10 protein-coding genes are annotated in these 12081 nt (G+C 62.3%); 7 read left to right on the top strand and 3 right to left on the bottom strand.

The genetic code is table 11. The features are described 5' to 3' along the window. Positions 1-103: 103 nt before the first annotated feature. Genes T3A99_RS08030 through T3A99_RS08020 form a run of 3 tightly spaced genes read left to right on the top strand, consistent with a single transcriptional unit; the run spans position 104 to position 1728 of the window. Complete coding sequence (locus T3A99_RS08030) at positions 104-520, top strand: NUDIX domain-containing protein (protein WP_322834201.1); 417 nt, start codon at positions 104-106, stop codon at positions 518-520. Between the two features lie 24 nt (positions 521-544). Continuing rightward, the gene (locus T3A99_RS08025) at positions 545-1183 is read left to right on the top strand and encodes a LysE family translocator (RefSeq protein WP_274089964.1); all 639 of its coding nucleotides are present in this window, start codon (positions 545-547) and stop codon (positions 1181-1183) included. A 2-nt stretch (positions 1184-1185) separates the two neighbouring features. Beyond that, a complete protein-coding gene (locus T3A99_RS08020) occupies positions 1186-1728 on the top strand; it encodes a GNAT family N-acetyltransferase (protein ID WP_076383651.1) in 543 nt (180 codons plus the stop codon). Between the two features lie 7 nt (positions 1729-1735). Here T3A99_RS08020 and T3A99_RS08015 read toward each other — a convergent pair whose 3' ends face one another. Together T3A99_RS08015 and metR are read right to left on the bottom strand one after the other, a co-directional pair. Then, complete coding sequence (locus T3A99_RS08015; RefSeq protein ID WP_322834200.1) at positions 1736-2983, bottom strand: hypothetical protein; 1248 nt, start codon at positions 2981-2983, stop codon at positions 1736-1738. Between the two features lie 150 nt (positions 2984-3133). Next, the gene (gene metR, locus T3A99_RS08010) at positions 3134-4051 is read right to left on the bottom strand and encodes a transcriptional regulator MetR (RefSeq protein ID WP_047230407.1); all 918 of its coding nucleotides are present in this window, start codon (positions 4049-4051) and stop codon (positions 3134-3136) included. Positions 4052-4158: 107 nt separating this feature from the next. Between metR and metE the strand changes: the two genes are divergently transcribed. Continuing rightward, complete coding sequence (gene metE, locus T3A99_RS08005) at positions 4159-6471, top strand: 5-methyltetrahydropteroyltriglutamate--homocysteine S-methyltransferase (RefSeq protein ID WP_076383653.1); 2313 nt, start codon at positions 4159-4161, stop codon at positions 6469-6471. Positions 6472-6681: 210 nt separating this feature from the next. Further along, complete coding sequence (locus T3A99_RS08000) at positions 6682-7701, top strand: alpha/beta fold hydrolase (protein ID WP_076383654.1); 1020 nt, start codon at positions 6682-6684, stop codon at positions 7699-7701. Positions 7702-7879: 178 nt separating this feature from the next. On the opposite strand, the gene T3A99_RS07995 is transcribed toward T3A99_RS08000, so the two are convergent. Then, a complete protein-coding gene (locus T3A99_RS07995; RefSeq protein WP_322834199.1) occupies positions 7880-8761 on the bottom strand; it encodes a LysR substrate-binding domain-containing protein in 882 nt (293 codons plus the stop codon). A 115-nt stretch (positions 8762-8876) separates the two neighbouring features. Between T3A99_RS07995 and T3A99_RS07990 the strand changes: the two genes are divergently transcribed. Next, positions 8877-10514 (top strand): 5-guanidino-2-oxopentanoate decarboxylase, encoded by a 1638-nt coding sequence (locus T3A99_RS07990; protein ID WP_076383656.1) that lies wholly within the window; start codon positions 8877-8879, stop codon positions 10512-10514. Beyond that, complete coding sequence (locus tag T3A99_RS07985; RefSeq protein WP_076383657.1) at positions 10511-11959, top strand: aldehyde dehydrogenase family protein; 1449 nt, start codon at positions 10511-10513, stop codon at positions 11957-11959. Before T3A99_RS07990 ends, T3A99_RS07985 begins: the two co-directional genes overlap by 4 nt. Positions 11960-12081 lie beyond the last annotated feature (122 nt).

Here is a 12081-nt window from a genome sequence, read left to right as displayed (position 1 = left end):
TCCCACAGTGGTTTTGTGTGGCGTCTGAAGGTGGCGCCGGGCTTTGCTCCCATCGCTGCGCTCTGTACCCTTGCGAGCATTTTTCTGCCCAGGGCATTTCATCATGACCACTCCCATCATCCGCATCGCCGCCGCTCTGTTGATCGGACCGGACGGCCGGACCTTACTGGTGCGCAAGCGCGGCACCCAGGCCTTCATGCAGCCGGGCGGCAAGATCGAGGCCCATGAGCAACCGGTCCAGGCCCTGGCCCGTGAGCTGGACGAAGAGCTTGGGCTGGCGATTGATCCGGCACAGGCCCGTTACCTGGGGGCGTTCAGTGCCCCGGCCGCCAACGAGCCGGGTTTTGTCGTGCAGGCTGACGTTTTTTTACTGAGCATCGATGCGCCGGTTTCTCCCGCCGCCGAGATTGAAGAAATGCGCTGGATCGACCCGGCCAGTGACAGCGATCTGCTGCTGGCGCCGTTGACAGGCGAGGTGATCCTGCCGTTTTATCGAGCCAGCCTTCTCGAGACGTGCTGACCCCAGACTCAAGGACTGACGCCCATGATTCCATTGCCGGACCTGCTGATTTTCGCCGCCGCCGCGTTGCTGATGGTGCTCACGCCCGGCCCGAACATGATCTACCTGATTTCCCGTTCGATCTGCCAGGGCCGCAAAGCCGGCGTCACCTCCCTGCTGGGGGTGGTGGCGGGCTTCTTCGTGCACATGTTTGCCGCGGCGGCGGGGCTGACGGCGGTGTTCCTGGCGGTGCCCATGGCCTATGAGGTGTTGAAATGGGCCGGCGCGCTGTACCTGTTGTGGCTGGCCTGGCAGGCAGTCAAGCCCGGCGCACGTTCGCCGTTCCAGGCCCAGCAACTGCCGGCGGACTCGACGCGCAAGCTGATCACCATGGGGTTCCTCACCAGTGCCCTGAATCCAAAGATTGCAGTGTTTTACCTGTCGGTGTTCCCGCAGTTCATCAGTCCGGAACACGGCTCGTTGTTCACCCAGAGCATCATCCTCGGGCTGACCCAGATCAGCGTCAGTTTCAGCGTCAACCTGCTGATTGCCTTGTTCGCCGCCGGCATTGCCTCCTGGTTCGTCCATAACCCCACCTGGTTGGCGGCGCAGCGCTACTTCATGGGGTTTGTGCTCGGCGCGCTGGCGTTGCGCCTGATGCTTGAACAGCGCAGGACGGCGTGAGCATGTGGATTGAGCGTTTGGATGCCAATCACGCCTTGGCCTACCGCGAGCTGATGCTTGAAGCCTACGATCGCCATCCGCAGGCGTTCACTTCCAGTGTGCGGGAGCGGGCGCTGATGCCGTTGAGTTGGTGGGAAGGGCGGTTGACCGGCAAGCTTGATGTGGTGCTGGGTGCGTTCGAAGCAGGAACATTGGCCGGCATCGTTGGCCTGGCTTTCGAACCGAGGGAAAAGGCCCGCCACAAGGCAACACTGTTTGGCATGTATGTGTCGGCCGAATTTCGTCAGCGCGGCTTGGGTTATGAGCTGGTACAAGCTGTACTGGCCGAAGCGCAAAGCCACCCTGCACTGAAACTCATCCAGCTCACCGTTACCGCCGGCAATGAGGCCGCCTTCAAGTTGTACCAGCGCTGCGGTTTCATCCAGTTCGGGCTTGAACCTTTAGCGGTGCGGGTGGGCGAGGATTATTTCGACAAAATCCACATGTGGCGCCAGATATCGATGCCTGAGATCAAGGGCGAAGAGGTCGATTCGCCCTTGTCCTGATAATTGGTCAAGGGTATTTGATCTCTGGCCGTGGACCGGTATAAACGGGCAAATCGGATTCCTCCGCAGGCGCGCTCATGCTTCCTGCTCCACTGTTCAAGCGCACGATTCTTATGTTTCGTATGCCGAAATCGTTGCCGTTACCGCTATCCTGGTCATTGTTTATATACATTCGTACCATCCCTCGTTCGGTGATGGTGAACTCGATTGAAAACAGGTACCAGACTCCATCCTTGGGGACATGACGGGGCACGCCACGCCATTGCGGCATGCCGGTGTCAGGGTAAAGGATCGGGTTGACCAGCCCTGGAATGTGGCTGCTGTCGGCAACATGGGTTCCTTCGAACGTGAATTGGTATTGTCCGGGAATGAAAAGGAAATCCTGATAGAGGATGACCCCGGCGAAGCCGTATGGGGCGCCTTGATCGGTGAAGTTGAAAAACGCGTTTACTGATTGATGGTTCATGACGTGCGGGCGGATAGATCCGGAACGAGCCGCCAGATAGGGAATCCAGCCGTTATAGGAGTCCGCCAGTGAAGTGTAGTGATCCTCCCATTCCACCGGTGCCGTGCCGATGATGATGGAGCTCGTCGTCGATATATTACTGTTGCGCAACTGATCGACAATCCGGGCACTCACCGGATGGGTGCCGTCGCCGATCTGCTGAAGGTCGGCGGCCGACAACGTGTAAGTGATCGGGTTGGCAGGATGGACATAGGGGATTGTTTTACTCCAAGTCCCCACGGTCAGTGTCACCTCATCAAATTCGCGTGGGTAGCTGCGGGTTAAAGTAAATGTGCCTGGCTGTGCCGGGCTGACGCTGGCCGGATGGCTGACCGTGATCCCGGATGGCGGGTAATGGAACAGCAGGTCCAGGATCGGGGTCGAGTCTTCGTGATTCTGGCTGACCCGGGTCACTCGGTAAAACAGTGCATTGCCGCCGTTCACCAGCCACCCCCATGGCAACTCCATGTCTATGCGGTCGTTCTCCTCGCCTGCCTTGATGACCTTGATCACGGATGTCGGTTTGCCATTGACCCACAGCTCGACAGAATCACCGATATCCATTGGTTCAGAGAGTATCGTCACCGGATCAATCACCATGTACAGGCTGATGGATGGCGAATGAATGGTCAGGGGAATGCCGCCGTGGTAGGCGCCGGTCGGCAGCACGGGTGTCTTCCATCCGGGAATGTACATGGGCAGCAGCTCAAGAGCTGCGTCGGCCTGCGATGAGTTGCGCACGCTGTCCATCTTTCTCCTCGCTACGGTGCCTGAACTGACTCGGGGCTGGCACCATCAGAGCGCGAAAGGAGAAGGGTGTCACCTGTCAGACCTGACAGGTGAGTGTGATATTCAGACAGTTGGTCATTTTGCACACCGAATGAAAAAACACGCTGTGCTTCAGCGCACGGCACTGACGCCGTCGAGGGTCGAAAACGAAGTATCCTTGGCCGTCAGCAGAAAGTCGCGCATGTAGGGCGCATCGAGCATGTCGGTGCGCACGGCGGCATACAGCGTGGCGAACAAACCTTTCTCTCCCAGTCGCTTGGCCTTCACGTAGCCCCGCGAGCTGTATTCATGCAGTGCCCAATGGGGCATGCCGCAGACGCCACGACCGCTGGCCACCAGTTGCATCATCATCACCGTCAGTTCAGACGTGCGCACCTGGGCCGGTTCGATGTCGGCCGGCTCCAGGAAACGGGTGAAGATGTCCAGGCGATCGCGCTCCACCGGGTAGGTGATCAGGGTTTCGCTGACCAGGTCTTCCGGCACGATGTAGGGTTTGTTCGCCAGTCGGTGCTGGTTGGCCACGGCGAGCATCGCTTCGTAGGTGAACAGCGGCACGTAGGTGATGCCCGCCAGTTCCAGCGGGTCGGAGGTCACCACCAGGTCCAGGTCGCCCCGGGCCAGGGCCGGCAGTGGGGCGAAGGCGAAGCCCGAGGCCAGGTCCAGCTCGACTTCCGGCCAGGCGTCGCGGAACTGGTCGATGGTGGGCATCAGCCACTGAAAGCAACTGTGGCACTCGATGGCCATGTGCAAGCGCCCGGCGGTGCCTCCGGCCAACCGACCGATGTCCCGCTCGGCGCTGCGCAGCAACGGCAGGGTGGCGTCGGCCAGTTGCAGCAGGCGCAGGCCGGCACTGGTGAAACGCACCGGTTTGGTCTTGCGCACGAATAGCTGCATGCCCAGGCGTTCTTCCAGTTCCTTGAACTGGTGGGAAAGGGCGGACTGGGTCAGGTGCAGGCGTTCGGCGGCTTCGACCAGGCTATCGGCTTCGCGCAGGGCGTGCAGGGTCTTGAGGTGGCGGATTTCAAGCACCGTGGGCTCCATGAGTAAAACTCGTGATCAACACGAAAAGGTTGAGTTTGTCTCATGTGGGGCTGGCTGTCGACAATGGCGCCATCTTTTACAGGAGGACACACACCATGGCCCTGGCCCACACCTTAGGTTTTCCCCGCATCGGCGCCGACCGCGAACTGAAAAAAGCCCTCGAAGCCTACTGGAAGGGCGACCTGGCACCGGCCGCGCTGCAAGCGGTGGGCCGTGAACTGCGGGCCCGGCACTGGCAACTGCAGAAAGAGGCCGGCATCGACCTGCTGCCGGTCGGTGATTTCGCCTGGTACGACCAGGTGCTCAGCCACACTTTGACCCTGGGTGCCGTCCCGTCGCGATTCCACAACACCCTCGACGCCCAGGCCAAGCCGACCCTCGACACCCTGTTCGCCATGGCCCGAGGCGCCACCGCTGCCTGCTGCGGAGCTGATCACGGGCAAGCCCAATACGCTCAGGAACTGACCAAGTGGTTCGACACCAACTACCACTATCTGGTCCCGGAGTTTTCCGCCGACCAGCGCTTCGCCCTGAGTTGGGAGCAATTGTTCGAGGAAGTGGACGAGGCCCATGCCCTGGGACATCGGGTCAAACCGGTGATCATCGGCCCTTTGACGTATCTGTGGCTGGGCAAGGCCAAGGGCGAGGACTTCGACAAGCTCGACCTGCTTGAACGTCTGTTGCCGGTCTACGGTGAAATCCTCAATCGCCTCAAGGCCCAGGGCGTGGAATGGGTACAGATCGACGAGCCGATCCTCACTCTCGACCTGCCCCTGGCCTGGAAAAGCGCGTTCGAGCGGGCCTATCACATCCTTCAGTATTCGCCGCTGAAAAAGCTGGTGGCGACCTATTTCAGTGGTCTGGAAGACAACCTCGGCCTGGCGGTGAGCCTGCCGGTGGACGGTTTGCACATCGACGCGGTACGGGCGCCGGAACAACTGGGCCAGGTGCTCGATCGCCTGCCGACCTACAAAATCCTGTCGGTGGGGCTGGTCAATGGTCGCAATGTCTGGCGCTGTGAACTGGAACAGGCGCTGGCGCAATTGCAGCCGGCCCAGGAGCGTTTTGGCGACAACCTCTGGGTCAGCACCTCTTGCTCACTGTTGCACAGCCCCGTGGACCTGGAGCGTGAAGACCGACTGGACCCTGAACTCAAGAGCTGGCTGGCCTTTGCCGTGCAGAAATGCGGTGAAGTGGCGGTACTGCGCGATGCGCTCAACGACCCCCAGGCACCCGGTGTGCAACACGCCTTGGCCGACAGCCGCGACGTGCATGCTCGTCGTGCCGGCTCGACACGCATTCACAAAGCCGAGGTTCAGGCCCGCCTCGCCGCGATAGGGCCACAGGACAGCCAGCGGCGCTCGCCGTTTGCCCAGCGCATGGAGCAGCAGCGCGCCCGGCTGAAACTGCCGGCCTTTCCCACCACCACCATCGGTTCCTTCCCGCAGACTCCGGCGATTCGCCTGGCGCGCCAGGCCTACAAGCAAGGCAAGCTGTCGGTCAACGATTATCAGGACGCCATGCACACTGAGATCCGCCATGCCGTGCAGATCCAGGAACGCCTGGGCCTGGATGTGCTGGTACATGGCGAAGCCGAACGCAACGACATGGTGGAATATTTCGCCGAACAACTGGACGGCTATGCCTTCACCCGTTTCGGCTGGGTCCAGAGCTACGGTTCGCGTTGTGTGAAGCCGGCAATCATCTACGGCGACATCAGCCGGCCGAAAGCGATGACCGTCGACTGGATCCGCTACGCCCAGAGCCTGACCGACAAGGTGATGAAGGGCATGCTCACCGGCCCCGTGACCATGCTGATGTGGTCGTTCCCTCGCGAGGACGTCTCGCGTCAGGTCCAGGCGCAACAACTGGCCCTGGCCCTGCGTGACGAAGTGCAGGACCTGGAAAAGGCCGGGATCAAAATCGTGCAGATCGACGAGGCCGCCTTCCGCGAAGGCTTGCCTCTGCGACGCGGGCAATGGCAGGCGTACCTGGACTGGGCCGTGGAGGCCTTCCGCTTGAGCGCATCGGGTGTAAGCGACGAAACCCAGATCCACACCCACATGTGCTACAGCGAATTCAATGATGTGATCAAGGCCATCGCCGACATGGACGCCGATGTCATCACCATTGAAACCTCGCGTTCGGACATGGAGTTGCTGGAGGCTTTCGAAGCGTTCGAGTATCCCAACGATATCGGCCCGGGTGTCTACGACATCCACTCGCCACGGGTGCCGGACACGGCCGAGATGGTGGCGTTGATGAGCAAGGCGGTGAAGCGGATTGCGGCGGACCGGCTGTGGGTCAACCCCGATTGCGGCCTGAAGACCCGGGCGTGGCCGGAGACAGAGGCGGCGCTGGTGAACATGGTGGCGGCGGCGCGGCAGTTGCGCAGTCAGTTGGCCTGAAGCCCGAATACTCTTACAGGCATGCACCTGACCTGTGGCGAGGGGATAAATCCCCTCGCCACAGGGGGAGTGCTCTGCTTTGCTTCATTTGACCGGGTGGAGCGACCATTTGGCAATCTTCATCAAACTGTCACGCAACTGTGGCAGCGCGCTTGAACAAACTTCATCAGACTCGCGCTCTACTGGGGTTCTGCGTTTTGGTGTTTCTTCATGCGTGTATTTATCTTTCTGGCCGCGTTGTTGTTCGGCCTGCCGTCGATTGCGGCTTCTCGATGTGATGTCAACGTTGCGACCCAACGGGTCGATCTGGATCAGGTCAGTCTGGCGTACCAGAGCATCGGCCGTGCCTCCGACCCGGTGTTGTTGCTGGTGATGGGCTTGGGCGGGCAGTTGATACATTGGCCGGACGAGGTGGTGGCGGCCCTGTGCGAGCAGGGCTTTCGGGTGATTCGCTACGACAACCGCGACGTGGGCTTGTCCGCCTGGCGTCAGGCGCCCGGCAGCGCCAACCTGGCCTTTGAAGCCTTGCGCTACAAGCTGGGCCTGCCCGTGGCCGCTCCCTACACCTTGACCGACATGGCCGACGACGGCTTGGGGTTGATGGACGCGTTGCAGGTGCAAAGCTTTCACGTACTGGGGGTGAGCATGGGCGGGATGATCGCCCAGCACATGGCGGCCATGGCGCCGCAGCGGGTGGAGAGCCTGACTCTGATCATGACCAGCTCGGGTGCCGAAGGCCTGCCGGCACCCAGCGAAACCCTGGTGCAGCTGTTGTCCCGGCGCAGTGCGCCGAATCGTGAAGTGGCCCTGGAACAACAGGCCGATCTGCTGGCCGCCCTGGGCAGTCCGATGGTGGTGGATGATCGTCAAGCACTGTTGCATCAGGCCGCCCAGGCCTATGACCGGGCCTTCAACCCCGAAGGCGTGCAACGCCAGATCATGGCGATCATGGCCGAGCCGAGCCGGGTGGCGCTGCTCAATCAACTGCGCGTGCCGACCCTGGTGGTTCACGGCACCGCCGACCCGTTGTTGCCGGTGATGCACGGTGTGCACCTGGCGGCGCACATCCGTGGCAGCCGCCTGAAGCTGATACCGGGCCTGGCCCACCGGTTTCAAGAAGCGTTCAAGGAACCGTTGCTGGGGGCGGTGTTGCCCTACTTGCAGCAGCATCGCGAAGACACCTCGCATTGGGCGCAGATCGAGCCGGTGCAGGTGCCGAATCTGCTGTAGCTTTTCCCGTGATAAGGGGACTGATCTGTGGCGAGGGGATTTATCCCCGCTGGGTTGCGAAGCGACCCCAAAACTGGCGCCTCGGTATGTCAGGCTGATCATGTTCGATTGCTTGGGGCCTGCTGCGCAGTCCAGCGGGGATAAATCCCCTCGCCACAGAGGGCTTGCGGTGAAACAGCTACCGCGTCTGCGCCTGCTCCACCAACCACTCCATCAGCGCCTGCAACTGCTCCGACGCTCCGGGCTTGCGCGGATACACCAGGTGATAGGCCAACCCGGTCCTGACCTTCAGTTCGAAGGGCATCACCAGTCGCCCGGCGTTCAGGTCGTCGCCGATCAGCGACCAGTCGCCAATCGCCACGCCCGTGCTTTGGGAGGCCATGGACATCGCCAGGTCCAGGGTTTCGAAATGCTGGCCTTTGCTGACGTTGCTCAGTTGCACCTGCGCAGCCTCCAGCCAAGCGTTCCAGTCGCGCTCGTCACTGGTGGGATGAAGCAGCAGATGGTGTTGCAGGTCGGCGGGTGAGCGCAGCGGCACCGGACCTTCAAGCACTGGACGCGAACACACCGGTGTCAGTTGTTCGTCGAACAAGTGCAGGCTCGTCAATGAAGGCGCGGGCGGCGGCCCATAGACCACCGCGGCGTCGAAGGTTTCGCGCTGGAAATCCACGCCGTGGCGGACGGTGGTGGTCAACTCCACCGGTATGTCCGGTCGTACCTTTTGCCATTGCAGCAAACGCGGCATCAGCCAGCGCAGCACGCAGGTCGGCGCCTTGAGTCGCACGCTCTGGCGTTTCTCGCCGATCTGCTCCACCGCTTCCGCGATCAGGCCGAACACCTGTTGCACCCGTGGCAACCACGCCTGTCCCTGCGACGTCAGGCTCAGGCCCCGTGCCTGACGCAGGAACAGCGCGTAACCCAAATGCTCCTCCAGCCCGGCGATCTGCCGGCTCACCGCGCCCTGGGTGATGTGCAACTGTTCCGCCGCCCGGGTGAAGTTGCAGCACTGGGCGGTGATCAGAAACGTGTGCAGCGCCGGGAGCGGAGGAAGTCGTTTCATTTGGAATCGAGCCATGATGTAGGGACATGGCTAGTATGACTTTTTATCCATTGTTGCGGCTATGGCCTGGCCGTTCCAATAACGCCATTCCCCGAAAACAAGAAGGTCAGTGGCAATGGCGACGTGCGGCGAAGTATTGGTCAAGTTACTCGAAGGTTATGGCGTGGAGCAGGTGTTCGGGATTCCCGGCGTGCACACCGTCGAGTTGTATCGTGGGCTGGCCCGTTCCAGCATCCGCCATGTGACGCCGCGTCACGAACAGGGCGCCGGCTTCATGGCCGATGGCTACGCCCGCGTCAGCGGCAAGCCCGGTGTGTGCTTCATCATCACCGGCCCCGGCATGACCAACATCACCACCGCCATGGGCCAGGCCTACGCCGATTCGATCCCGATGCTGGTGATCTCCAGCGTGCAGTCGCGCAGCCAGTTGGGCGGCGGGCGCGGCAAACTCCATGAACTGCCGAACCAGAGCGCGTTGGTGAGTGGCGTGGCGGCGTTTTCCCACACGCTGATGTCCGCCGCCGAGTTGCCGGGAGTGCTGGCCCGGGCTTTCGCCTTGTTCCAGGCCGGTCGCCCGCGGCCGGTGCACATTGAAATTCCGTTGGACGTTCTGGTCGAAGACGCCGATGCCTTGCTCGCCACAAGGCCAGTGAACATCAGCCGTGCCGGGGCCGCGCCGAGTGCCGTGGCGCAGATGTCGGCGATGCTGGCGAAGGCCCGCCGGCCGCTGATCCTGGCCGGTGGCGGCGCCATTGATGCCGCCCGCGAACTGACCGAACTGGCTGAATGCCTCGGCGCCCCCGTGGCATTGACCATCAACGCCAAAGGCTTGTTGCCGTCGCGTCATCCTCTGCTGATCGGTTCCACGCAAAGCCTGGTGGCCACCCGAGCACTGGTGGCCGAGGCCGACGTGGTGCTGGCCATCGGCACGGAGTTGGCCGAGACCGACTACGACATCACCTTCGCCGGCGGCTTCGAAATCCCCGGTGCATTGCTGCGCATCGACATCGACCCGGACCAGACCGTGCGCAACTACCCGCCGCACCTGGCGCTGGTGGCCGATGCCCGCAGCGCTAGCCAGGCCTTGCTCGATGGGTTGAAGCAACAATCCCTGACCCAGCGCAACAGCGATTGGGGCCAGGTGCGTGCCGCGCGGTTACGGGCGGATCTGGACCGGGACTGGGACGTCGCGACCCGCGCGCAGACCTTGTTCATCGACACGGTTTTGCAGGCCTTGCCCGACGCGGTATTCGTCGGTGACTCCACACAACCGGTGTACACCGGCAACCTGACCTTCAACCCGGAACATCCACGTCGCTGGTTCAATGCTTCCACCGGCTACGGCACCCTCGGCTATGCCTTGCCGGCGGCCATCGGCGCCTGGCTCGGCGGCATCGATTCGGGTAAGGGGCGCCCGCCCGTGGTGTGCCTGATCGGTGATGGCGGCTTGCAGTTCACCCTGCCGGAGCTGGCCAGCGCCGTGGAAGCAGGCGTGCCAGTGATCGTGCTGCTGTGGAATAACCAGGGTTACGAAGAGATCAAGAAATACATGGTCAACCGCGCCATTGAACCGGTGGGCGTGGACATCTACACCCCGGATTTCATTGGCGTGGCCAAGGCCCTGGGCTGCTTTGCACAGGCGGTCGACGGCGTGGCGCCATTGCGCGCCGCATTGCTGGAGGCCCACGACCGCCAGGGTCCGACCCTGATCGAAATCGATCAGGCGCGCTGGATGGTGGGGGTGGCCCAATGAATTTCCCCACCACCCAGGACGGCCTGTACATCAACGGCCAATGGTCATCGGGCGATCAGCATTTGCGGGTGATCAACCCGGTCACCGAGGCGCTGCTGACCACGGTCAATGGCGGCGATGAGCGCGCCGTCGATCAGGCCTTGAACGCGGCGACCCAGGCTTTGGCGCAATGGTCGAACACCACCGGCGCCGAGCGCGGGGCGCTTCTGCGCCGTATCGCCGCCGGCGTGCGGGCTGCTCGTGAGCGCTTGATGCATCTGCAATCGAGCAATAACGGCAAACCCCTGTTCGAAGCGGCCATCGATGTCGACGACGTGGTCGCCACCTTCGAGTATTACGCCGAACTGGCCGAAGGGCTGGACGCCCGGCAGGACAGCCCACTGGCATTGCCCAGCGATGACTTCAGGGCACGCCTGCGCCGCGAACCCTGCGGTGTGGTGGGCTTGATCGTGCCGTGGAATTTCCCGATGGTCACCACCGCCTGGAAGCTCGCCCCGGCCTTGGCTGCCGGCTGTTGTGTGGTGCTCAAACCTTCGGAGGTGACACCGCTGCCGGAGTTGGAACTGGCGTCGATCATCGCCGAGTGCGGCTTACCCCACGGCGTGTTCAACCTGATCTGCGGCACGGGTCTGGCCGTGGGCGCACCGCTGGCGACAGATCCGCGCGTGGCGAAGATTTCCTTTACCGGCAGCAATGCGGTGGGGGTGCAGGTGATGCAACGGGCGGCGGAAACGGTGAAGGGCGTCAGCCTGGAATTGGGTGGCAAGTCGTCGCTGCTGGTGCTGGCCGACGCTGATCTGGAGCTGGCGGTGGAGCTGGCCTGTGGTGGCGGTTTCTTCAACGCCGGACAAATGTGCTCGGCCACCAGTCGCGTGCTGGTCGCCGATGAGCTGGCCGACGAGTTCCTGCAACGGCTCAAGACTCGCGCCGAAGCGATTCGCGTGGCTGACCCGTTTGACCCTGACGTGGAGATGGGCGCGCTGGTCAACCAGGCGCAATACCAACGCGTGCTTGGGCATATCGACCGGGGCTTGAGCGCCGGGGCGACGCTGGTGTGCGGCGGACAACGCCCCGCGCATTTGCCGCGCGGCTATTTTCTACAGCCGACAGTCTTCACCGACGTGCCTGTGGACAGCGAGCTGTGGTGCGAAGAAATCTTCGGGCCGGTGCTGTGTGTGCGCCGTTTCACCTCCCTGGAGCAAGCGATTGCCTTGGCCAATGACAGCCGTTTCGGCCTGGTGGCCAGTGTCGTCAGTCGCGATACCGAAGTTGCCGAACAGGTGGCCAATGCACTGCAGGCGGGACTGGTGTGGATCAACGCCCCCCAAGTGATCTTTCCCCAGGCGGCGTGGGGCGGTTACAAGCAGAGCAGCATGGGCCGCGAGTTGGGGCCTTGGGGGTTGGCGGCGTTTCAGGAGATCAAACATGTAGTGCGGGCGGTTTGAGCGCTAGAAGTGGGCTGTCTTTACTGGCCCCATCGCGAGCAGGCTCGCTCCCACAGTTGATCTGGGTGAACGGAGAATTTGTGTTCAACACAGAGCCCTTGTGGGAGCGAGCTTGCTCGCGA

It is taken from the genome of Pseudomonas sp. N-137 (assembly GCF_034555295.1).
Classification (GTDB): Bacteria; Pseudomonadota; Gammaproteobacteria; order Pseudomonadales; family Pseudomonadaceae; genus Aquipseudomonas; species Aquipseudomonas rhizophila.
Note: the sequence above shows the minus strand (reverse complement) of the source record. Positions and strands in the feature narration are given on the sequence as shown.

Excerpts from the sequence above, each read along its gene's own strand:
- T3A99_RS08030 (WP_322834201.1), top strand. The coding sequence starts at position 104 with ATGACCACTCCCATCATCCGCATCGCCGCCGCTCTGTTGATCGGACCG.
- T3A99_RS08025 (WP_274089964.1), top strand. The coding sequence starts at position 545 with ATGATTCCATTGCCGGACCTGCTGATTTTCGCCGCCGCCGCGTTGCTG.
- T3A99_RS08020 (WP_076383651.1), top strand. The coding sequence starts at position 1,186 with ATGTGGATTGAGCGTTTGGATGCCAATCACGCCTTGGCCTACCGCGAG.
- T3A99_RS08015 (WP_322834200.1), bottom strand. The coding sequence starts at position 2,983 with ATGGACAGCGTGCGCAACTCATCGCAGGCCGACGCAGCTCTTGAGCTG.
- metE (WP_076383653.1), top strand. The coding sequence starts at position 4,159 with ATGGCCCTGGCCCACACCTTAGGTTTTCCCCGCATCGGCGCCGACCGC.
- T3A99_RS08000 (WP_076383654.1), top strand. The coding sequence starts at position 6,682 with ATGCGTGTATTTATCTTTCTGGCCGCGTTGTTGTTCGGCCTGCCGTCG.
- T3A99_RS07995 (WP_322834199.1), bottom strand. The coding sequence starts at position 8,761 with ATGAAACGACTTCCTCCGCTCCCGGCGCTGCACACGTTTCTGATCACC.
- T3A99_RS07990 (WP_076383656.1), top strand. The coding sequence starts at position 8,877 with ATGGCGACGTGCGGCGAAGTATTGGTCAAGTTACTCGAAGGTTATGGC.
- T3A99_RS07985 (WP_076383657.1), top strand. The coding sequence starts at position 10,511 with ATGAATTTCCCCACCACCCAGGACGGCCTGTACATCAACGGCCAATGG.